Annotated in this window: 19 protein-coding genes; 10 read left to right on the top strand and 9 right to left on the bottom strand. The window is 62.8% G+C overall.

The window, feature by feature from the left end; all coding sequences use genetic code 11:
* Positions 1 to 14: 14 nt before the first annotated feature.
* From AA098_RS07030 to AA098_RS07010, 5 genes are all read right to left on the bottom strand, one after another.
* Positions 15 to 2,525 (bottom strand): CS1-pili formation C-terminal domain-containing protein, encoded by a 2,511-nt coding sequence (locus tag AA098_RS07030; RefSeq protein WP_054888729.1) that lies wholly within the window; start codon positions 2,523 to 2,525, stop codon positions 15 to 17.
* Between the two features lie 90 nt (positions 2,526 to 2,615).
* Positions 2,616 to 3,095, bottom strand: coding sequence for a CS1 type fimbrial major subunit (locus tag AA098_RS07025; protein WP_033725791.1), 480 nt, complete (start codon positions 3,093 to 3,095; stop codon positions 2,616 to 2,618).
* Positions 3,096 to 3,316: 221 nt separating this feature from the next.
* Positions 3,317 to 4,981, bottom strand: a complete 1,665-nt coding sequence (locus tag AA098_RS07020; protein ID WP_003252593.1) for a cation acetate symporter — start codon at positions 4,979 to 4,981, stop codon at positions 3,317 to 3,319.
* Positions 4,978 to 5,289, bottom strand: coding sequence for a DUF485 domain-containing protein (locus AA098_RS07015; RefSeq protein WP_003252591.1), 312 nt, complete (start codon positions 5,287 to 5,289; stop codon positions 4,978 to 4,980). The genes AA098_RS07020 and AA098_RS07015 overlap by 4 nt, the downstream gene beginning before the upstream one ends.
* A gap of 204 nt (positions 5,290 to 5,493) precedes the next feature.
* Positions 5,494 to 6,354 carry a glycine betaine ABC transporter substrate-binding protein gene (locus tag AA098_RS07010; protein WP_003252589.1) on the bottom strand — a complete coding sequence of 287 codons (861 nt, stop codon included), beginning with the start codon at positions 6,352 to 6,354 and terminating at the stop codon, positions 5,494 to 5,496.
* A 197-nt stretch (positions 6,355 to 6,551) separates the two neighbouring features.
* Between AA098_RS07010 and AA098_RS07005 the strand changes: the two genes are divergently transcribed.
* Entirely contained in the window at positions 6,552 to 8,117 is a 1,566-nt protein-coding gene (locus AA098_RS07005; RefSeq protein ID WP_003252588.1) for a hypothetical protein, read from the top strand.
* A gap of 493 nt (positions 8,118 to 8,610) precedes the next feature.
* Here the strand turns inward: AA098_RS07005 and AA098_RS07000 are convergent, their stop codons facing one another.
* A complete protein-coding gene (locus tag AA098_RS07000) occupies positions 8,611 to 8,976 on the bottom strand; it encodes a hypothetical protein (protein WP_047605297.1) in 366 nt (121 codons plus the stop codon).
* 190 nt (positions 8,977 to 9,166) lie between these two features.
* Here AA098_RS07000 and AA098_RS06995 point away from each other — a divergent pair, with 190 nt between their 5' ends.
* Together AA098_RS06995 and AA098_RS06990 are read left to right on the top strand one after the other, a co-directional pair.
* Entirely contained in the window at positions 9,167 to 10,465 is a 1,299-nt protein-coding gene (locus tag AA098_RS06995) for a serine protein kinase PrkA (RefSeq protein WP_003252583.1), read from the top strand.
* Between the two features lie 73 nt (positions 10,466 to 10,538).
* Positions 10,539 to 11,285, top strand: coding sequence for a VacJ family lipoprotein (locus AA098_RS06990; protein ID WP_050543061.1), 747 nt, complete (start codon positions 10,539 to 10,541; stop codon positions 11,283 to 11,285).
* An 87-nt stretch (positions 11,286 to 11,372) separates the two neighbouring features.
* Here the strand turns inward: AA098_RS06990 and AA098_RS06985 are convergent, their stop codons facing one another.
* Together AA098_RS06985 and AA098_RS06980 are read right to left on the bottom strand one after the other, a co-directional pair.
* Positions 11,373 to 12,521 (bottom strand): patatin-like phospholipase family protein, encoded by a 1,149-nt coding sequence (locus tag AA098_RS06985; protein WP_054888725.1) that lies wholly within the window; start codon positions 12,519 to 12,521, stop codon positions 11,373 to 11,375.
* A 145-nt stretch (positions 12,522 to 12,666) separates the two neighbouring features.
* On the bottom strand, positions 12,667 to 13,602 hold the full coding sequence (locus tag AA098_RS06980; protein WP_003252578.1) for a lipid A biosynthesis lauroyl acyltransferase: 936 nt from the start codon (positions 13,600 to 13,602) through the stop codon (positions 12,667 to 12,669).
* A 111-nt stretch (positions 13,603 to 13,713) separates the two neighbouring features.
* Between AA098_RS06980 and minC the strand changes: the two genes are divergently transcribed.
* From minC to AA098_RS06950, 7 genes are all read left to right on the top strand, one after another.
* Positions 13,714 to 14,475 (top strand): septum site-determining protein MinC, encoded by a 762-nt coding sequence (gene minC, locus AA098_RS06975; protein WP_054888723.1) that lies wholly within the window; start codon positions 13,714 to 13,716, stop codon positions 14,473 to 14,475.
* A 109-nt stretch (positions 14,476 to 14,584) separates the two neighbouring features.
* Positions 14,585 to 15,397, top strand: a complete 813-nt coding sequence (gene minD / locus AA098_RS06970) for a septum site-determining protein MinD (protein WP_003252574.1) — start codon at positions 14,585 to 14,587, stop codon at positions 15,395 to 15,397.
* Between the two features lie 3 nt (positions 15,398 to 15,400).
* A complete protein-coding gene (gene minE, locus AA098_RS06965; protein ID WP_003252572.1) occupies positions 15,401 to 15,655 on the top strand; it encodes a cell division topological specificity factor MinE in 255 nt (84 codons plus the stop codon).
* A 151-nt stretch (positions 15,656 to 15,806) separates the two neighbouring features.
* Positions 15,807 to 16,442 carry an RluA family pseudouridine synthase gene (locus AA098_RS06960; RefSeq protein ID WP_003252569.1) on the top strand — a complete coding sequence of 212 codons (636 nt, stop codon included), beginning with the start codon at positions 15,807 to 15,809 and terminating at the stop codon, positions 16,440 to 16,442.
* Positions 16,443 to 16,611: 169 nt separating this feature from the next.
* The gene (locus tag AA098_RS06955; RefSeq protein WP_004575813.1) at positions 16,612 to 17,901 is read left to right on the top strand and encodes a M18 family aminopeptidase; all 1,290 of its coding nucleotides are present in this window, start codon (positions 16,612 to 16,614) and stop codon (positions 17,899 to 17,901) included.
* Between the two features lie 140 nt (positions 17,902 to 18,041).
* Positions 18,042 to 18,209 carry a hypothetical protein gene (locus AA098_RS29435; protein WP_003252566.1) on the top strand — a complete coding sequence of 56 codons (168 nt, stop codon included), beginning with the start codon at positions 18,042 to 18,044 and terminating at the stop codon, positions 18,207 to 18,209.
* 44 nt (positions 18,210 to 18,253) lie between these two features.
* Complete coding sequence (locus AA098_RS06950) at positions 18,254 to 20,401, top strand: mechanosensitive ion channel family protein (RefSeq protein ID WP_003252564.1); 2,148 nt, start codon at positions 18,254 to 18,256, stop codon at positions 20,399 to 20,401.
* 31 nt (positions 20,402 to 20,432) lie between these two features.
* Here the strand turns inward: AA098_RS06950 and AA098_RS06945 are convergent, their stop codons facing one another.
* Positions 20,433 to 21,146 (bottom strand): UTRA domain-containing protein, encoded by a 714-nt coding sequence (locus tag AA098_RS06945; RefSeq protein WP_003252562.1) that lies wholly within the window; start codon positions 21,144 to 21,146, stop codon positions 20,433 to 20,435.
* Positions 21,147 to 21,226 lie beyond the last annotated feature (80 nt).

Raw genomic sequence — 21,226 nt, 5'->3', positions numbered from 1 at the left:
TTACCGACCCTGAGCTAGCTCTCAACACGCTCCCCCCCGCTATCAGCGGCCTTGGCCAGGCTTGCGGGCGTGCAACGCTGGTCGCCGGCCAACAGCACATCGTCTTCACGTACCAGCTGCGTAAGATTCAGCGTCAACAGGCATACGACCTGCCCTTGCTGACGCACCTCCAGGCTGGGTGTGGACTCGCTCATTTCCACGGCGAAGAACCCATCAGCCTCACTGACACTGCGACTGGCGTGGTTGATCACCTGCGCGCCCCGCAGCGGGCGACCCTGGCTGTCGAGCAGGCGGCCGATGACGGTCAGCGTGCGCAATACCCGAAGCTGGCGGTAGCCAATGCCGCCACGGTTCAGGTGGTAGTCCACACTGGAAGGCTGAATCACCGCTGCGGTGGCTTGCGCGCCTTCAAGGTCGAATTGCACATGGCCGGCCTTGTAGGCGGCCACCGGGACCAGGTTGCGCCCAGGCCGCAGATTGGCAGTACCGCCATGGCGGTCGTCAGCGCGTAGTTTCAAGCCTTGGATATCGGTTTCGACATCGACGATCAGCCCAGCCTGGTGCGGCAGGTACTGGCCGCTCACGGCCGCCTTGCCAGCCCCGACAGCCAGCATGCTTTCCAGGTTGAGGCCGCCGCTGAACTCACCGTTGTAGGAAGACCGCTGGAAATACGCATCACCGTGCAGCTGCTGGCTCTCGAACTGCGTGTCGCCACCCAGGCCGGCGCCATAGCGGTCGGCGCTGGCGGTCAGGCCAACGCTGCGCAGCGGGCCCAGGTCGACGTCCTGCTGATAGGCCACTGCGGCATTGAGGTCGCGCCCGCCATCGCGCGCTGTGCGACTGCCGACGCTGGCCGACAGGCGCCGGCCACTCGTGCCGCCCAAGCTCATGCTCAGGCTCAAGTTGACGCCGCGGCTGCGGGCCTCACCAGTACCCGCGTTGCCCGGTCGGTCGAACAGCGACAGGCGCCAGTTGGCCTGCGACCCCAGTAGCTGGCCGAAGTACGACCAGCCCAAATCCACCCCCGTACCGGCGCTGGCCCCACTGCTGTGCGACACACGCACGCTGGCGGTATTGCGCGGGTCGAGGCGATGGTTGTAAGACACCGACGTCTGGGTTTGCCGCGCCTGCCAGTGGCTCGGCTGACGGTCATCACGCAGTGATTCGGGGCGGGTCAGCCAGGTGCTGCTCTGGCTGGCCACCAATGAGCTGTTTTCACCGGCGTGGATCAATTGCAGGTCGTAGCCGTTGCCGTAGCCCTGGGCCCGGAACAGGTTGCCGTACAGTTTGAAGCGGTCGAGCACATCCCAGTCCAGCGACGTGCCGTATTGCAGGGTTTGGTCGATGCGCTGTGCCGAAACGCCGACGATAGCCCGCGGGTGCACCAGGTAATTGGCCAGCACGCCTGCCGCCAGGCTGTCATCTGCGTCGCGCTGCCAGTTGCTCAACAGGCTGCTCTGCCGCCCCAGGTACAGGTTGTAGCGCCAGGGGGCATCGGTGCTGCGCCAGTTGCTGGGTTTGTAAATGAATGCCTGGCTGCGCGAGGTCACCTGGCCGTCCTCGACCAGGCGGATTTCCACTTCATAGATGCCCCCGGGTAACACTTTGCTGTCCAGCGTCTGCAGGCCGGGCTGCACCGGTTGGCTATTGATCAGTACGCCGTTGCGGTAGATTTCCGCCACGGCGGGGCGGTTGGGCGTGACATAGATGGGCGTCGCGCTGGGCGCACCATTGTCGATGGCCAGGCTGTCGCTGCTGCCGAACATCAGGCCCAGGGTGGTATCGGGGCTAGCCCCCATCAGCCGTGGCTGGCGGGTCAGGCCTTGGGCACTGGGGGTGAAATAGCCCAGGCGATAAAAGTGGTCCTGCGCCAGTCGCTCACCGTACAACTGCTCAACCCGGTAGCGCGTGCCCTGTTGACTGTCGCTGCCACGGTCGAGCTGGCCATCGGCCAGGGTCGTCCAGTTACCCAGGCTGCCCTGCCCTTGCAATGCATAGCGGCCGCTGGTGACTCGGCCATCATTGACCAGGTTGAGTTGGTTACGCACCAGCAGGCCGTAGCTGCCCTGTTCGGGAAGCCGGTGATAACGCTCGCCGGCCGTTGACGCTTCGGCCTGGTCGGTAAGCAGTGACAACTGCGAATTGGCCAAGCTGTAGTGCACTGCGCGCAGGCCATCTGGGCAGTTTGCCTGGCAGTCACCCAGCGGGCGCCCCTCGACCAGGCGTTCGCGCCAGCGCCGCCTCAGGCTTTCTGGTTCACGGCTGTCGACGGTTTCGGTGAATTCCAGCAGTTGCACGCGCTGATCCCGGCTGAGCACGACCATGGCATCACCCAGATAGCGGCCATCCAAGTCTACCCTCACGGCCAACGGCACTTCATAAAAGTGCGCTTCAAACTCACTGGGCAGACCTTCGATGCCACCCAGCGCTGCGGTCGCAGCGTGGCCCGTCACTGGCACTGCGGCCAGGCAGGCTGCCAACGGCAAGCTCAGGTACAGCGCGGAAAGGGGAAATTGTAGGGTCATGGGCGTCGCTTGCGGGCAATACCTGCCCGCCCCGCGGCAAGCGCCGAGGGCAGGAACAGGCAACAACGAATGAACGATGGGGGGGGTGAATCAAGGCGTGCCAGTTTCGAAGATCATGCTCACCAGGCCTTGGTAGTTGCCTGGCTCATAACCCGCGGCTGGGGCAGGCTGGGCTGCAATTTCGAAGCCGACGATCGCCCCCGGTGCGGCTTGGGTGGCGCTGACCACTTCGACTGGGGTGGTCTGCAACACGGTGTCGCCAACCTTCACATCCAAGCCAATGTTGTGGGAACCGCTGGCAATGACTGCGGGCGAGACCAGGTAGGCGTTGATAGCGCCAACGGTGCTCTTGACCTGCAGCTCCTTGCGGACAGGGTCGAGCTTGGCCTGATTGGGGTTCCAACCCAGCTCTTGCGGGTCGTTCATCCAGTTGCCGCCCACCGGCTCGACGAAGAACGCATCGGTCGGCACCTGGGCAGTGACCTGCACTTGCTTTTCGATCGGGTCCAAGGCGTGGGCGGCACCGGCAAACAGCATGGCCAGAGGGAGGGCAAGCAGCATACGTTTCACGATCAAATCTCCTTGAGGGAATCACTGGCTGAGGGGCGACTGCCCGATCAGTAGTGGCGATTATTCGTGAACGCTGGCGATTGGAAGTTAGGACCGTTCCGAGCGGATTTAGGAAATTTCCCAAGGGATGCAGTTTGCCAGTATTGCCTGGAGCAACCCCTGAATGCACAACGCCCCGGCTAGCGGGGCGTTGTGCATTTCAGCGCGTTATGGCTACAGCTTCAGTGGGAAACCGCCCCGCTGGCACCCAGGCCAGTCTGCGAACGCACGAACTGCGGGAAGAACAGCGCGCGCTCATCCTCAGCCGCCTTGGACTTGTCGGTGACCGAGAAGAACCAGATGCTGACGAAGGCAATGGCCATCGAGAACAGCGCCGGGTACTCGTACGGGTAGATGGCCTTCTCGTGGCCGAGAATCTGTACCCAGATGGTCGGGCCAAGGATCATCAGCGTCACCGCACTCACCAGGCCCAGCCAGCCGCCGATCATGGCGCCGCGGGTGGTCAGCTTCTTCCAGTACATCGAAAGCAGCAGCACCGGGAAGTTGCAGCTGGCCGCAATGGAGAACGCCAGGCCGACCATGAAGGCGATGTTCTGCTTCTCGAACAGAATCCCCAGGCCGATCGCCAGCACACCCAGGGCGACAGTGGTGATCTTCGATACGCGGATCTCGTCCTTGTCGTTAGCTTTGCCCTTGCGCCAGACGCTGGCGTACAGGTCGTGGGACACCGCCGAGGCACCGGCCAGGGTCAGGCCAGCCACCACCGCCAGGATGGTGGCAAAGGCCACCGCCGAGATGAAGCCGAGGAACACACTGCCACCCACCGCATTGGCCAGGTGCACCGCAGCCATGTTGTTGCCACCCAGCAGAGCGCCTGCGGCGTCCTTGAATTCCGGGTTGGTGCTGACCAGCAGGATCGCGCCAAAGCCAATGATGAAGGTGAGGATGTAGAAGTAGCCGATGAAGCCGGTGGCATACAGCACGCTCTTGCGCGCTTCCTTGGCGTCACTGACGGTGAAGAAGCGCATCAGGATGTGCGGCAGGCCGGCAGTACCGAACATCAGTGCCAGGCCCAGGGAGAATGCCGAGATCGGGTCCTTGACCAGGCCGCCGGGGCTCATGATCGCCTCGCCCTTGGCGTGTACCTTGATGGCTTCGGAGAACAGCGTGTTGAAGTCAAAGCCCACGTGCTTCATGACCATCAGCGCCATGAAACTGGCACCGGACAGCAGCAGCACAGCCTTGATGATCTGTACCCAGGTGGTGGCCAGCATGCCGCCGAACAGCACGTACAGGCACATCAGGATACCCACCAAGATCACCGCCACATGGTAGTCCAGGCCGAACAGCAGCTCGATCAGCTTGCCGGCGCCGACCATTTGCGCGATCAGGTAGAACGCCACCACCACCAGCGAACCGGAGGCCGAAAGGGTGCGAATTTCCTTTTGCCCGAGGCGGTACGAGGCCACGTCGGCGAAGGTGTACTTGCCCAGGTTGCGCAGGCGTTCGGCAATCAGGAAAAGAATGATCGGCCAGCCAACCAAAAAGCCGATCGAGTAGATAAGGCCGTCATAACCCGAAGTGAACACCAGCGCGGAAATACCCAGGAACGAGGCGGCCGACATGTAGTCGCCAGCAATCGCCAGGCCGTTCTGGAAGCCGGTGATCTTGCCACCGGCAGCGTAGTAGTCCGATGCCGACTTGTTGCGTTTGGAGGCCCAGTAGGTGATGCCGAGGGTGAAGGCGACGAAGGCCACGAACATGGCGATGGCGGAAACGTTCAGCGGTTGTTTCTGCACCTCGCCGGTCAGGGCATCGGCGGCCCACACGGCGGGTGCGAAGGCTCCGCAGGCCAATACGGCCAGGGCTTTGACTTGGCGAATCATTGTTGCGCCTCCTTCAGGATTTCCTTGTTCAGCTCATCGAATTCGCCGTTGGCGCGGCGCACGTAGATGGCGGTCAGGACGAATGCCGAAACGATCAGACCGACGCCCAGGGGAATGCCCCAGGTAATCGATGACTCAGGGCTGAGCTTGGCGCCCAGCAAATGAGGACCGTAGGCGATCAGGAGGATGAAGGCGCAGTACAGGCCGAGCATGATCGCCGAGAGAATCCAGGCGAACCGTTCGCGTTTGGTGACCAGCTCCTTGAAACGGGGGCTGTTTTGTATCGAGAGGTAAATGCTGTCGTTCATTGTTTTTGTCCTAGCAGCACAGATACGGGATGGAACCCACACCCTTACTTTATGCTGCCGATGGACGCCAACCAGACGACCTTAGTCTTAGATGCAACGGTGTTTTACCGATTGCGTAACAAAGTGATGAGCCGTTCGCGGGTGTACCCGCTCCTGTAGGAGCGGGTACACCCGCGAAGAAACCCTATTGGCCCTGGAAGGTGATTACTTGCCAGTCCACTCCTTCACACGATCAGGGTGCTTGGCGACCCAGTCCTTGGCGGCCGCTTCAGGCTTGGCCCCTTCCTGAATCGCCAGCATCACCTCGCCAATCTCGTCCTTGGACTGCCAGTTGAACTTCTTCAGGAACTCCGCCACTTCCGGTGCCTTGGTGGCCAGTTCCTTGCTGCCGATGCTGTTCACGGTTTCTGCCGCGCCATATACGCCTTTCGGGTCTTCGAGGAACTTCAGCTTCCACTTGGCGAACATCCAGTGCGGAACCCAACCGGTCACCGCAATCGACTGCTGCTTGGCATAGGCACGGCCCAGTTCCGCCGTCATCGCCGCACCCGAGCTGGCCTGCAACTTGTAACTGGTCAGGCCATAGTCCTTGATCGCCTGGTCGGTCTTGAGCATCACACCGGAGCCTGCGTCAATGCCGACAATCCTGTCCTTGAAGCTGTTATCGGTCTTGAGGTCGGCGATGCTCACTGCCTTGACGTACTCGGGGACGATCAGGCCGATCTTGGCGTCCTTGAAGTTCGGGCCGTAGTCGACCACGTTGTCCTTGTTCTTGGCCCAGTACTCACCATGGGTCACCGGCAACCAGGCCGACAACATGGCATCGAGCTTGCCAGTTGCCACACCCTGCCACATGATCCCCGTGGCCACGGCCTGCAACTTCACGTCATAGCCGAGTTTTTGCTTGATTACTTCGGCGGCCACGTTGGTGGTCGCCACGCTGTCGGCCCAACCATCCACGTAACCAATGCTTACTTCTTTGGCCATAGCCTGTGCAGCGCTCATGGCCATTACCAGGGCGGTGCCCACGCCCAGGAAACGTCGCATTTTCTTCAAAGTTGCCATCAAAGCATCCCCTCGTCAGGTCTTGGAGATTGCATCATCTTCCTGCAACACAAGTCGACCTGATCCAGCTGCGACCTGCACCCGCCCCATATGCGACAGCACTATGCCATTAGCGCCATCGGCCTACCTCGGCCTGCGCGATCCTTGCATGCCAAAGGTTTGGCGCCGGGCTACTATCTAACCTTTTGTGCCAGACGATGGACCGCCACATGCCCAGTTGTAGCCGCTTGTCATTGCCGTTGTACCTGCTTGCCTGCCTGCTGGCCCTGCTCGGGCTGGGGGGGCTCTGGTACGGGCTGGGCAAGCCTGTGCACCTGCCCGATGCGGCCAGCCCTGCGCACAAGCTGCAATGCGCTTCGTACACGCCGTTCGACAAAGACCAATCGCCTTACGACCAGCCGTTTCGCCTGCGCCCAGCGCGGATGGACGCCGACCTGGCGTTACTGGCCGAGCGGTTCCAGTGCATCCGTACCTATTCCATGAGCGGTCTTGAGGCAATCCCCGCGCTGGCACGCAAGCATGGGCTGAAGGTAATGCTGGGCGCCTGGGTGAACGCCCACCCGGCCGATACCGAGAGGGAAATCAACCTGCTGATCGCTGCTGCCAACGCCAACCCTGACGTGGTCAGCGCGGTGATCGTCGGCAATGAGACACTGTTGCGCAAGGAGGTGACCGGTGCCCACCTGGCCAAATTGATCGCGCGGGTGAAGCGCCAGGTCAAGGTGCCGGTGACCTACGCCGATGTCTGGGAGTTCTGGCTGCAGCACCCGCAGGTGGCCCCGGCAGTGGACTTTCTCACCATCCATCTGCTGCCCTACTGGGAGGACGATCCGCGTGGCATCGACGATGCCTTGGCCCACGTTGCCGATGTGCGCCGGGTGTTCGGCACACGCTTTGCGCCCAAGGACATACTGATTGGCGAAACCGGCTGGCCCAGCGAAGGCCGCCAACGCGAAACGGCGGTGCCCAGCCGGGTCAATGAGGCGCGCTTCATCCGTGGCTTCGTGGCCATGGCCGAGCGCAATGGCTGGCACTACAACCTGATCGAAGCCTTCGATCAGCCCTGGAAACGCGCCAATGAGGGCGCAGTGGGTGGCTACTGGGGGCTGTACGACGCGGACCGGCAGGACAAGGGTGTGCTCGAAGGGCCCGTGAGCAACCTGCATGACTGGCCGCAGTGGTTGCTGGCCAGCACCGTGCTGATGGTGATCATGCTGGTGCTGGCCGGGCGCCCCGCTACACCGTTGGCCGCCTTCCTGCTGCCACTGCTGGCAGCGTTTGGCGCCGCTTGCCTGGGCCTGTGGGGTGAGTTGATGCGTACCCATGCGCGCTTTGCCGGGGAATGGTTGTGGGCACTGATGCTGGCCGGGCTGAACCTGCTGGTACTGGCCCACGCGCTATTGGCGCTGGCGCGGCGGGCCGGCTGGCGTGAGCGCTTGTTCGCCTGGCTACAGGTGCGAGCCGGCTGGCTGTTGCTGGCGGCGGGCTTCGCTGCGGCGGTGAGCATGCTGGCAATGGTGTTCGACCCGCGCTACCGCAGCTTCCCCAGCGCGGCGCTGGCGTTGCCGGCGCTGGTGTATGTGCTGTGGCCGGTGCGGGCGCGACGGGCGGAGGTGGCGTTGCTGGCGTTCATCGTCGGCGCCGGGGTGGCGCCGCAGTTGTTCGTCGAAGGGCTGGAGAACCAGCAGGCCTGGGGCTGGGCGGTGGTGAGTGTGCTGATGACAGCGGCGTTGTGGCGAAGCTTGCGGATGCGACAGGCTTGATACTGCATAGTCCTCGAGCCCGGCGCGTACCTTGTGTGAGTAAACTGTCTTGCTCAATTTCCAAAAGCTGGCGCGATCCCTGTGGGAGCGGCCTTGTGTCGCGATAGGACCGCGCAGCGGCCCCAGGATCTCGGCATCATGTATAGATTGCTGGGGCCGCTTTGCGGCCCTATCGCGACACAAGGCCGCTCCCACAGGCTGGTGCTCAGCCTCAGCCCAGCGCGGTATCGAGAAACATCATCACCGCAAAACCACCCATCAACCCCAGGGTCGCCATTGTTGCCCACAGGTATGAACTGCAGATGATCATGGTGGGGCAGCCGGACATGGCACGGGTAATGGAACTGGGGGCAGTGCTGGGCATCAAGGTCGAACCGGCGCTGGAAGCCCTGAAAGTCGCCTTCCACATCTAAAGCCTGGCGCAGTCCCTGTGGGAGCGCCAGCTTTTGGAAATTGAGCAGGACAGTTGCTCCCACAAGGTACGCGCAGCTGCTTACAATGGGGGTTGCCTGACCAGGCGCAACCCCGCCAGTACCAGCGCAAACACCGCAATGCTGGCGGTGTACAGCACCAGCGCCGGCACCGCGAACACCAGTGCCAACACTGCCAGCCACCAGCCGGCACGCGCGGAAACGAACTGGGCCAGAAGCGCCAGGCCCAATCCGCCCCAGGCCATGATTTGATGGTGAATGCCCAACCCCAGCAGCGAACGCACCTCGCACTGCCAGTACGCCGTCGGCACTGCGCACAGCCCTACCCACTGGCCATCCTCCATCAGGCCGTAACGCACACCATAGCTGGCCGCGAGCCAAAGCCCCAGAAACAGCACCAGCAGCACCGTCGGCAGCGAACGAGACATCCTGTTCTCCAATAGCGGTAATCGAAAGCATCCATGATCGCTTATGCCCGTTTCTAAGGCAAAATCACACCCCGGCGGCTATGTTGCAGATAGCAAGTACGCCAAAGGCCACCGCAGCGGGCAACTTTGCCCGCCTGGCTGTGGTCCTAGCCTGCACACTGCTCGACCTTGCGTTCTTTTGGGGGATTACATGCTTCGATCTTTGCGCCTCGCTGCCCTGCTCGGCAGCTTGCTCATGGCTGTGGCCGCTTCAGCGCGGGACATCGACGCTGCCAGCTATGGCTACCCTCTTACCAACCCGTTCGAGGCCACCATCGCCACCACGCCGCCGGACAAGCGCCCTGAGCTGCCCAGCGACGATGACATCAATCAGTCCGACTACAGCCTGAACTTGCGCCCGGAACGTGAGTTCACGTTGCCCGACAACTTCTGGGCAGTGAAGAAGCTCAAGTACCGCCTGGCCCGCCAGGATCGCGAAGCGCCGCTGATCTTCATCATCGCCGGCACCGGTGCGCCCTACAGCAGCAGCATCAATGAATACCTGAAAAAGCTGTTCTACCAGGCCGGCTTCCACGTGGTGCAACTGTCATCGCCCACCAGCTATGACTTCATGAGTGCAGCCTCGCGCTTTGCTACCCCCGGCATCAGCCAGGAAGACGCCGAAGACATGTACCGGGTCATGCAGGCCGTGCGCGCCCAGCATCCACGCCTGCCAGTCAGTGATTTCTACCTCACCGGTTACAGCCTGGGTGCGCTCGACGCCGCCTTCGTCAGCCACCTGGACGAAACCCGCCGCAGCTTCAACTTCAAACGTGTGCTGCTGCTCAACCCACCGGTCAACCTCTACACCTCGATCAACAACCTCGACAAGCTGGTGCAAACCCAGGTCAAGGGCATCGACCGCAGCACCACGTTCTACGAGCTGATGCTGGAAAAACTCACCCGCTACTTCCAGGACAAGGGCTACATCGACCTGAACGACGCCCTGCTGTACGACTTCCAGCAGTCGCGCCAGCACCTGTCCAACGAGCAGATGGCCATGCTGATCGGCACTTCGTTCCGCTTCTCGGCAGCCGACATCGCCTTCACTTCCGACCTGATCAACCGCCGTGGCCTGATCATTCCGCCGAAGTTCCCGATCACCGAAGGCAGCAGCCTGACACCGTTCTTCAAGCGCGCCCTGCAGTGCGACTTCGACTGCTACATGACCGAGCAGGTGATTCCGATGTGGCGCGCCCGCACCGACGGCAACAGCATCCTGCAGTTGGTCAACCAGGTCAGCCTGTATGCCCTGGAAGACTACCTGCGCAGCAGTGACAAGATCGCTGTGATGCACAACGCCGACGACGTCATTCTCGGCCCGGGCGACATTGGCTTCCTGCGCAAGGTGTTCGGTGAACGGCTGACCCTCTACCCCCATGGCGGCCATTGCGGCAACCTCAACTACCGCGTCAACAGTGACGCCATGCTGGAGTTCTTCCGTGGTTAACAAACTCCTCTTCGCCACTGCCCTGCTTGCCGCTGGCCACACCCTGGCCGCCGAAACCGCACCCAGAGCCAGCGTGGTCGAGGCCGACCCGCAGGTGATCGGCACCGCGCCACTGGCGCCCGAAGCCGATGGCTTCCTCGACCCGCTGCGTGAGCTGAAATTCAACCCGGGGCTGGACCAGCGCGAGTTCGAGCGCTCAACCCTGCAGGCGCTGAACGTGTACGACCCGCTGGAGTCGATCAACCGGCGCATCTACCACTTCAACTACCGATTGGACCAATGGGTGCTGCTGCCGCTGGTGAGTGGCTATCAGTATGTAACCCCAAAGTTCGTGCGCACAGGGGTGAGCAACTTCTTCAACAACCTTGGCGATGTGCCGAACCTGTTCAACAGCGTGTTGCAGCTCAAAGCCAAGCGCTCGGCAGAAATCACTGCGCGACTGATGTTCAACACGATTATCGGCGTGGGTGGGCTGTGGGACCCGGCGACCAGCATGGGCCTGCCGCGCCAGAGCGAGGACTTTGGCCAGACCCTGGGCTTCTATGGCGTGCCGGATGGGCCGTACCTGATGCTGCCGGTGCTAGGCCCATCGAACCTGCGCGATACTACCGGGCTGGTGGTGGACTATGCGGGAGAGCAGGCGGTCAACTACCTGAACGTGGCCGAAGCCAGCACCGATCACCCGGAAATCTTCGCCCTGCGTGTGGTGGACAAGCGCTACACCACCAACTTCCGTTACGGCCAGCTGAATTCGCCGTTCGAGTATGAAAAGGTGCGGTATGTGTATACCCAGGCGCGCAAGTTGCAGATAGCCGAGTAAGCCTGCTGCGGCCCTTTCGCGGGTGAACCCGCGCCTACACAGGTATTGGAGCAACCCCTTGTCGCGAAAGGGCCCGCACAGGCAACATCAAATCCCCAGGAATTCGCAAAGCTCGCGCTTCTTGGCAAGGGCATCGCGCCGCCCCAGTTCGATCAGTTCACTGCAATAGCTGGCCTCGAACAGCAAATAGCTCAACACCCCCGCCCCGCTGGTGCGCGTCGCCCCCGGCCCCCGTAAAAACAGGCGTAACGCCGCCGGCAACTCGCGGCGGTGCCGAGCGGCAATCTCATCCAGCGGCTGGCTGGGCGCCACCACCAACACGTCGATCGGTGCCAGCCCCAGGCGCCGGGCATCCAGGTGCGCCGGCAACAGCCCGCTCAAGTGGTTGAGGCGCTGCAGCAGTTCGATATCGTCTTCCAGGCTGTCAATGAACGTACTGTTGAGCAGGTGCCCGCCGATCTGCGCCAGGCTCGGCTGCTGCCCGCTGAACACACGCTGGGGCGGCACCGGTGGCGCTGGCCGCTGCGGGTTTCCGCTGACCCCGACCACCAGCACCCGGCTGGCGCCCAGGTGCAAGGCCGGGCTGATCGGCGCCGACTGGCGCACTGCACCGTCGCCGTAATACTCGCCGCCCAGTTGCACCGGGGCGAACAACAGCGGGATCGCCGCACTGGCCAGCAAGTGGTCGATGGTCAACGGTGCGGGTACGCCGATACGCCGGTGGCGCAGCCAGGCCTCGATGGTGCCGCGGCCCTGGTAGAAGGTCACCGCCTGGCCAGACTCGTAGCCAAAGGCGGTCACCGCCACGGCGCGCAGTTGCTCGGCGGCCAAGGCGTGGCCGATGCCATCCAGGTTCAGGTGCGTTTGCAGCAGGCTGCGCAATGGGCTGCTGTCGAGCAACGCCACGGGGGCCTGGCCGCCCAGCCCCAGCAGGCTGTGGCCGACGAAGCGGCTGGCCTGGCGCACGACCCCGGGCCAGTCGCTGCGGATGACCAGATGGCTGCGAAAATTCTGCCAGAAGGCAGTGAGCCGTTGCACGGCCTCGTTGAAGTGCACGGCACCACTGGCCAGGGTGACGGCGTTGATGGCCCCGGCGGAGGTGCCGACAATGACCGGGAACGGGTTGTGCGCGCCGGCGGGCAGCAACTCGGCGATGCCCGCCAGCACGCCGACCTGGTAGGCAGCGCGGGCGCCGCCGCCAGACAGGATGAGACCGGTTACCGGGGGTGGAGCCATGGCGTCCTTCCTGGGGTCAAGGTGCTTTCATGCCCGGCCTCTTCGCGGGTGAACCCGCTCCCACAGGGCCCCGCAATATGCAGAACCCGTGGTAATCCTGCAGGAGCGGGTTTACCCGCGAAGAGGCCAGGCCTGCTTACAAGGTTCAGCGCTTTTTCTTGTCATACAGCCGCGGCGCCCCTTCGGGCCGCGACTTGAACCGCCGGTGCGCCCACAGGTATTGCTCGGGGCACTCGCGCAACACACGTTCAACCCACTGGTTGATGCGCAGGCAGTCGGCTTCCTCGCTCTCGCCGGGGAAGTCCGTCAGCGGCGGGTGGATGACCAGACGATAGCCGCTGCCATCCTCCAGGCGCTTCTGGGTGAACGGAATCACCTGCGCCTTGCCCAGCCGGGCAAACTTGGTGGTAGCGGTGACCGTCGCTGCGGGGATGCCAAACAACGGTACGAAGATGCTCTGTTTGGCGCCGTAGTCCTGGTCCGGTGCGTACCAGATCGCCCGGCCCGAACGCAGCAGTTTGAGCATGCCACGCACGTCCTCGCGCTCCACCGCCAGCGAATCAAGGTTGTGACGCTCGCGGCCGCTGCGCTGGATGAAGTCGAACAGTGCATTGCCGTGTTCGCGGTACATGCCGTCGATCGTGTGCTGCTGGCCGAGCAGCGCGGCGCCAATTTCCAGGGTAGTGAAGTGCACCGCCATGAGGATCGCGCCCTGCCCCGCCTGCTGGGCGGCCTGCAGGTGCTCAAGGCCCTCGATATGAGCCAGGCGCGCCAGCCTGGCCTTGGGCCACCACCAGCTCATGGCCATTTCGAAGAAGGCGATGCCGGTAGAGGCGAAGTTGGCCTTGAGCAAACGCTGCCGTTCGTCGATCGACAGCTCCGGGAAGCACAGCTCCAGGTTGCGCGCGGCGATGCGCCGACGTTCACCGGCAAAGCAATACATGACGGCGCCCAGCGCGGCACCGATCTTCAGCAGCACCCGGTACGGCAACTGAACCACCAGCCACAGCAGGCCCAGGCCCAGCCACAGGCCCCAGAACTTGGGGTGAAGGTAATAGGGACGAAAACGCGGGCGTTCCATTGAAGCATCCGGAAAGACAAAGGCCGCGCATTCTACAACGGATCAGCGCATGTTGCGGGCAACCGGTGTTCTCGTTATAAGTCAGGGCACTTTTTTCGCAACAAGCCGTCTATGCAGACCATGAGCCCAAACCACACACCCGACACCGCCTCCGTGTTCCAGCTCAAGGGCAGCATGCTCGCCATTACGGTACTGGAACTGGCGCGCAATGACCTTGAAGCCCTCGACCGCCAATTGGCGGCCAAAGTCGCCCAGGCCCCGAACTTCTTCAGCAATACACCGCTGGTGCTGGCGCTGGACAAGCTGCCGGCCGACGAAGGGGCAATCGACCTGCCCGGCTTGATGCGGATCTGCCGACACCACGGCCTGCGTACCCTGGCCATCCGCGCCAACCGCATCGAGGACATCGCCGCCGCCATCGCCATCGACCTGCCGGTGCTGCCGCCCTCGGGGGCCCGCGAACGGCCGCTGGAGCCCGAGCCCGAGGTGGTCAAAAAGCCCGAGCAGGCCCCGGCGCCACCACCGCCCCCCGAACCCGAGGTGCGCCCGACCCGCATCATTACTTCGCCAGTACGCGGCGGCCAACAGATCTATGCTCAGGGCGGTGATCTGGTTGTGACGGGTTCGGTCAGCCCAGGTGCGGAACTTCTGGCCGATGGCAACATCCATGTGTACGGCGCCATGCGCGGCCGCGCCCTGGCCGGCATCAAAGGCAACACCAAGGCGCGTATCTTCTGCCAGCAGATGACCGCCGAAATGGTCTCGATCGCCGGCCAGTACAAAGTCTGCGAAGACCTGCGCCGGGATCCGCTGTGGGGGACCAGCGTGCAAGTCAGCCTGTCTGGTGACGTGTTGAACATCACCCGTCTTTAACGGATACTTGCCAGCATTTTTAGAGCAACTTTTTTACCGTTGCCTTTATTTAGCTATTTCAGTTTTTTGCAGGGACAAGTGTCCCGACTATTTTTAGGGGTGAAACACCTTGGCCAAGATTCTCGTGGTTACTTCCGGCAAGGGGGGTGTGGGCAAGACCACTACCAGCGCCGCCATTGGTACCGGCCTCGCACTGCGCGGCCACAAGACCGTCATTGTCGACTTCGACGTGGGCCTGCGTAACCTCGACCTGATCATGGGCTGCGAACGCCGCGTGGTGTACGACTTCGTCAACGTGGTCAACGGCGAAGCCAACCTGCAACAGGCCCTGATCAAGGACAAGCGCCTCGAGAACCTGTACGTGCTGGCCGCCAGCCAGACCCGTGACAAGGACGCGCTGACCCAGGAAGGCGTGGAAAAGGTACTGATGGACCTGAAGAAGGACTTCGAGTACGTCATCTGCGACTCGCCGGCCGGTATCGAAAAAGGTGCTCACCTGGCCATGTACTTCGCTGACGAAGCCATCGTGGTGACCAACCCGGAAGTTTCGTCGGTACGTGACTCCGACCGCATGCTGGGTATTCTGTCGAGCAAGTCGCGCCGCTCCGAAAACGGTGAAGAGCCGATCAAGGAGCATTTGCTGATCACCCGCTACCACCCGGAGCGCGTCGTCAAAGGCGAAATGCTGAGCGTGGCCGACGTGGAAGAAATCCTGTCGATCAAACTCAAGGGTGTGATCCCGGAATCGCAGGCCGTCCTCAAGGCGTCCAACCAAGGTATCCCGGTCATTCTCGATGACCAGAGCGATGCCGGCCAGGCCTACAGTGATGCGGTCGACCGCCTGCTGGGCAAAGAGAAGCCGATGCGCTTCATCGATGTACAGAAGAAGGGATTCTTCGAGCGCATTTTCGGGAGCAAATAAACCATGAACCTTTTTGACTTCTTTCGTGGCAGACAGAAACAGACCAGCGCGTCGGTAGCGAAAGAGCGTCTACAGATCATCGTGGCGCACGAGCGCGGCCAACGCAGCGAACCGGACTACCTGCCCGCGCTGCAGAAAGAACTGCTGGAAGTGATCCGCAAATATGTGAACATCGGCAACGATGATGTGCATATCGAGCTGGAAAACCAGGGCAGCTGCTCGATTCTGGAGCTGAACATCACCCTGCCGGATCGCTGATCCGCGTAGTCGACAATTTGGGGCTGCCTTGCAGCCCTTCGCGGGCAAGCCCGCTCCTACAGGGGAATGCATAGCCTTTGTAGGAGCGGGCTTGCCCGCGAAGGGCCGCAAAGCGGCCCCAGCGTTTACTGCTATTTTCGTGAGACCTGTAATGCCGCTGTCGAATGTCCAGATCCTCTTCGAAGACGCCGCCATCCTGGTGATCAACAAACCGACCCTGCTGCTGTCGGTACCTGGCCGTGCCGAGGACAACAAGGACTGCCTGATCACCCGCCTGCAGGAAAACGGCTACCCCGATGCGCTGATCGTGCACCGTCTGGACTGGGAAACCTCCGGCATCATCCTGCTGGCCCGCGATGCCGACAGCCACCGCGAGCTGTCGCGCCAGTTTCACGACCGTGAAACCGAAAAAGCCTACACCGCACTGTGCTGGGGCCAGCCGGCGCTGGACAGCGGCAGCATCGACCTGCCACTGCGCTACGACCCACCGACCAAACCACGGCATGTGGTGGACCACGAGCAGGGCAAACACGCCCTGACCTTCTGGCGTATCGTCGAACGCTGCGGCGATTACTGTCGGGTGGAGCTGACGCCGATTACCGGGCGTTCGCACCAGCTGCGGGTGCACATGCTGTCGATCGGGCACCCGCTGCTGGGTGATCGGCTGTACGCCAACCCGCAAGCCCTGGCGGCCCATGAGCGGCTGTGCCTGCATGCCTCGATGCTGAGCTTTACCCACCCGGTGTCCGGGCAGCGGTTGAAGTTCGAGTGCCCGGCACCGTTCTGATTTCGCAGGGCCTGTACCGGCCTCTTCGCGGCTAAAGCCGCCCCCACAGGGACCGCGCGGCGCTCAGAGGCTGTGCAATACCTGTGGGAGCGGCGTTAGCCGCGAAGATGCAGACACAAATTGTCGACATTCTGCGTTAAACTCGCGCCACTGCTGTCTGGAGTGAGCTATGCGCGACGCACTGAATACCGGCCTCATCGAATTTCTCAAGGCCTCCCCCACGCCCTTCCATGCCACCGCCAGCCTGGTCCAGCGCCTTGAGGCGGCCGGCTACAAGCGCCTGGACGAGCGCGACAGTTGGGACCCCGAGACTGGCGGCCGCTACTACGTCACCCGCAACGATTCTTCAATCATCGCCATCAAACTGGGCAAGCAGTCGCCGCTGCTCAATGGCATCCGTATGGTCGGCGCCCACACTGACAGCCCGTGCTTGCGGGTCAAGCCTCAGCCCGAGCTTCAGCGCCAGGGTTTCCTGCAACTGGGCGTGGAAGTGTATGGCGGCGCGTTGCTGGCCCCCTGGTTCGACCGCGATCTGTCGCTGGCCGGCCGCGTCACCTACCGCCGTGACGGCAAGGTCGAAAGCCAGCTGATCGACTTCAAGCTGCCAATCGCGATCATCCCCAACCTGGCGATCCACCTGAACCGCACCGCCAACGAAGGCTGGGCGATCAACCCGCAGAACGAACTGCCCCCCATCCTCGCCCAAGTGGCCGGTGACGAACGCATCGACTTCCGCGCCCTGCTCACCGAGCAACTGGCCCGCGAGCACGAGCTGATCGCCGACGTGGTGCTGGACTACGAGCTGAGCTTCTATGACACGCAGGACGCCGCGCTGATCGGTCTGAATGGCGACTTCATCGCTGGCGCCCGCCTGGACAACCTGCTGTCGTGCTACGCCGGTTTGCAGGCCCTGCTGGCCGCCGACAGCGACGAAACCTGTGTGCTGGTGTGCAACGACCACGAAGAAGTCGGCAGTTGCTCGGCCTGCGGTGCCGATGGCCCGATGCTGGAGCAGACCCTGCAGCGCCTGCTGCCCGATGGCGACACCTATGTGCGCACCGTCCAGCGCTCGCTGATGGTGTCGGCCGACAACGCCCACGGCGTGCACCCCAACTATGCCGACAAGCATGACGGCAACCACGGGCCGAAGCTCAACGCCGGGCCCGTGATCAAAGTGAACAACAACCAGCGTTACGCCACCAACAGCGAGACTGCCGGGTTCTTCCGCCACTTGTGCATGGCCGAGGAAGTACCGGTGCAGAGCTTTGTGGTGCGCAGCGACATGGGCTGTGGCTCGACCATCGGGCCGATCACCGCCAGCCACCTGGGTGTGCGCACGGTAGACATCGGTTTGCCGACCTTTGCCATGCACTCCATTCGCGAGCTGTGCGGCAGCCATGACCTGGCGCACCTGGTGAAGGTACTGACCGCGTTCTACCGTAGCCGCGAACTGCCTTGATGTAAGCAGGCCCGGCCTATTCGAGGCGTCGAACCGCCGCGAATAGGCCGAGCCTGCTTACACATGCTCAAGGTCAATCACGCCTCGCTTGCCAAGCGCTATGCTTGTTACATGGCCCCACTGCAAAAGGATTGCTGTCCATGTCCCCGTTCCTGTCACTGTTCGTCCCGGTGTTCCTGTTCCTGATGCTGCTGACCATCGGCTTCAGCATGCGCGAACGCAACATCGGTGTACTGATGATGTGGGTCGGCACCTTGGGTATTTTCGGCCTCACCTGCTGGAAGATCCTTGAGAAACTGCCGACATAAACCTCTACACTCGGTCAATCGTTTGACCTGAGGTAGATTTGCCAGTGCCTGCCCTCCTGCGTTACCTGTTCCTGTTGCTTTTGCTGTTCATCGCCCCGGTACAAGCGGCGGGCTTGCCTGGCCTGCTGGGCGGCAGCGCGCCCGCGCAGCCAGAAGCCACCGAGCCGCTGGGCAAGTCGCTGGACGAGGTGATCAAGAACCTCGAAAACGACCAGCAACGGGCCAAGCTGCTGGCCGACCTGAAAAAACTGCGCGACGCCACCCGGCAATCGCAACCCAGCGTTGAACAGGGCGTGCTCGGCCTGATCGGCGGTGCCCTGCATGACTTTGAAAAACAGTTCAGCGGCGATGCCAGTCCATTCCACCGCTGGGCCGCGGAAATCGAACAAGCCCAGGCCGAACTGACCGAGCTGGTGGTGCCCGTGCACCAGTGGCCGCCAATCCTGTTCGGTTTTGCTGCAGTGATTGTCGTGTGGAGTGTGCTGGCCTACGCCTTCAACTGGGTCGGCCATCGGGTACGCCTGCGCTTTGGCCTGAGCGAAGAACTGCCACAGCACCCGCGTACCTGGGACCTGGTGCGCTTTGCCTTGCGCAAGCTCGGCCCCTGGCTGGTAGCGCTGGTGTTCACGGTGTACCTGAGTTTCGTGCTGCCGCCATCGCTGGGCAAATCCCTGGCCATGGTGCTGGCCTACGCACTGGTGGTCGGCACCTGCTTTTCGGCCATTTGCGTCATCGCCTTTTCCTTGCTGGACGGCCCACACCGCCACCGCGCCCTGCACATCCTACGGCGCCAGGCGTTTCGCCCGTTGTGGCTGATCGGCAGCTTCGCCGCGTTTGGCGAGGCGATGAGCGATCCACGCATGCTGGTTGCCCTCGGTACCCACCTGGCCCACGCCCTGGCTACCCTGGCCAATGTGATTGCGGCACTGTGCACCGGGCTGTTCATCCTGCGCTTCCGCCGGCCGATCGCCCACCTGATCCGCAACCAGCCACTGTCGCGGCGCCTGACCCGACGCACCCTCAGCGATACCATCGAGATCCTCGGCAGCTTCTGGTTCATTCCGGCGCTGATCCTGGTGGCCATTTCGCTGTTCGCCACCTTCGTCTCCGCTGGCGACACCAGCACCGCACTGCGGCAGTCGCTGATGTGCACGGTGCTAGTAGTGGTGTGCATGGTGCTTAACGGCCTGGTGCGCCGCCATGCCGCCAACCCCAAGCGGGCCGGCAAGCGCCAGGCGGTGTACACCGAGCGCCTGCGCAACTTCGGCTACCTGCTGGTGCACCTGTTCATCTGGCTGGTGTTCATCGAGTTGGGCCTGCGCGTGTGGGGCGTGTCGATGATCAGCTTCGCCGAGGGCGACGGCCATGACATCAGCCTGCGCCTGCTGGGCCTGGCCGGCACACTGATCGTGGCCTGGCTGGTGTGGATCCTTGCCGACACCGCCGTACACCATGCCCTGGTGCGCTCGCGCCGGGGGCTGGCCAACGCACGTGCGCAAACCATGATGCCGTTGATCCGCAACGTGATGTTCGTGGTCATCTTCATCATCGCGGTCATCGTCGCCCTGGCCAACATGGGCATGAACGTCACCCCGCTGCTGGCCGGTGCCGGTGTGATCGGCCTGGCCATCGGTTTTGGCGCGCAGTCGCTGGTGGCCGACCTGATCACCGGCCTGTTCATCATCATCGAAGATTCGCTGGCCATCGACGACTACGTGGATGTCGGCGGCCACCTGGGCACGGTGGAAGGGTTGACCATTCGTACCGTGCGCCTGCGCGACATCGACGGCATTGTGCATACCATCCCGTTCAGCGAAATCAAGAGCATCAAGAACTACTCGCGGGAGTTCGGCTACGCGATCTTCCGCGTGGCAATCCCGCACAGCATGAACATCGACCAGGCGATCACGCTGGTTCGCGAAGTGGGGCAGAAGCTGCGCAATGACCCACTGATGCGCCGCAATATCTGGTCGCCGCTGGAGCTACAGGGGGTGGAGAGCTTCGAGTCAGGGTCGGCAATCTTGCGGGCGCGGTTCAAGACCGCGCCGATCAAGCAGTGGGAGGTGTCGCGGGCGTTCAACCTGGCCTTGAAGCGGCAGCTGGATGAAGCCGGGCTGGACCTGGCGACGCCGCGGTTGTCGGTGCAGGTGGTGACAGCCGGTGGGGGTGGGATGACAGAGGCCGGCTCGTAGGAGCGGGTTTACCCGCGAAGAAGGCAACACCTCATCCAGCCTGGGCCCGAATGCGGATCGCATCATGCCGCCAATACTCGAGGTCACAGTCGATCAAGTGCCCATGCTGGTCGCTGTTGACCCGGGTAATGTGTAACCCCGGGCTGCCCGCCGACACTTTCAAAGCGCTTGCCGCCTCCACCGGCAACGCTGTCGGCAGGATCTCGAAGCACACCTGCCCGTACTCGATGCCATACACCCGCCCATAAATCTCGGTCAGTGACTGCGCCAGGTCGTGTTCGAGAATGCCTGGAAAGTACCGGGGGTTGAGGTAATGCTCGGCATACAGCACCGCCCGCCCGTCAATCCGCCGTAACCGGCAGACGCGCACCACGCTGGACAACGCCGGCAGCTGCAAGCGTGCACAGATGGCCGCCGAAGCCGGCTGCAGCCTCGCCGACAGCAGTTCGGTACTGGCCACCCGCCCCTGATCGCGCACCATGGCATGGAAATGGCTGCGCTCGATGAGGTCGTAGGTCAAGCGCTGCGGCGCAACGAACCAGCCTCGGCGCTCTTCGCGGTAAATCAAGCCTTGGGCCTCCAGCTGCACCAACGCCTCACGCAGGGTAATGCGCGTGGTGTCGAACACCTCGCTGAGCCGCCGCTCGGCCGGCAGCTTGCCGCCCGGCGCCAGCAGGCCATGCTCGATCTGCTCCTGCAGGGCATGGCAGATGGCTGTTACCGCACGCGGGGGCGTCGACTGCATCGAAAGGTTACCTATCTGGACTAGTCCAGCCCCATCACAGGGCAGGTTGAGAATAGTGCAAGCCTATGCAGGGCTGATGA

Origin of the sequence: Pseudomonas sp. JY-Q (assembly GCF_001655295.1) — a bacterium.
GTDB classification, from domain to species: Bacteria; Pseudomonadota; Gammaproteobacteria; order Pseudomonadales; family Pseudomonadaceae; genus Aquipseudomonas; species Aquipseudomonas alloputida.
This window is presented reverse-complemented; position numbering and strand designations above follow the sequence as displayed.

Bases quoted from the DNA above. Each gene is read 5' to 3' on its own strand.
- AA098_RS07010 (WP_003252589.1), bottom strand. From the start codon at position 6,354: ATGGCAACTTTGAAGAAAATGCGACGTTTCCTGGGCGTGGGCACCGCC.
- AA098_RS06980 (WP_003252578.1), bottom strand. From the start codon at position 13,602: ATGGAACGCCCGCGTTTTCGTCCCTATTACCTTCACCCCAAGTTCTGG.
- AA098_RS06960 (WP_003252569.1), top strand. From the start codon at position 15,807: ATGCCGCTGTCGAATGTCCAGATCCTCTTCGAAGACGCCGCCATCCTG.
- AA098_RS06985 (WP_054888725.1), bottom strand. From the start codon at position 12,521: ATGGCTCCACCCCCGGTAACCGGTCTCATCCTGTCTGGCGGCGGCGCC.
- AA098_RS29435 (WP_003252566.1), top strand. From the start codon at position 18,042: ATGTCCCCGTTCCTGTCACTGTTCGTCCCGGTGTTCCTGTTCCTGATG.
- AA098_RS06995 (WP_003252583.1), top strand. From the start codon at position 9,167: ATGCTTCGATCTTTGCGCCTCGCTGCCCTGCTCGGCAGCTTGCTCATG.
- minC (WP_054888723.1), top strand. From the start codon at position 13,714: ATGCAGACCATGAGCCCAAACCACACACCCGACACCGCCTCCGTGTTC.
- AA098_RS07015 (WP_003252591.1), bottom strand. From the start codon at position 5,289: ATGAACGACAGCATTTACCTCTCGATACAAAACAGCCCCCGTTTCAAG.
- minE (WP_003252572.1), top strand. From the start codon at position 15,401: ATGAACCTTTTTGACTTCTTTCGTGGCAGACAGAAACAGACCAGCGCG.
- AA098_RS07005 (WP_003252588.1), top strand. From the start codon at position 6,552: ATGGACCGCCACATGCCCAGTTGTAGCCGCTTGTCATTGCCGTTGTAC.
- AA098_RS06955 (WP_004575813.1), top strand. From the start codon at position 16,612: ATGCGCGACGCACTGAATACCGGCCTCATCGAATTTCTCAAGGCCTCC.
- AA098_RS07020 (WP_003252593.1), bottom strand. From the start codon at position 4,981: ATGATTCGCCAAGTCAAAGCCCTGGCCGTATTGGCCTGCGGAGCCTTC.
- AA098_RS07000 (WP_047605297.1), bottom strand. From the start codon at position 8,976: ATGTCTCGTTCGCTGCCGACGGTGCTGCTGGTGCTGTTTCTGGGGCTT.
- AA098_RS06945 (WP_003252562.1), bottom strand. From the start codon at position 21,146: ATGCAGTCGACGCCCCCGCGTGCGGTAACAGCCATCTGCCATGCCCTG.
- AA098_RS07030 (WP_054888729.1), bottom strand. From the start codon at position 2,525: ATGACCCTACAATTTCCCCTTTCCGCGCTGTACCTGAGCTTGCCGTTG.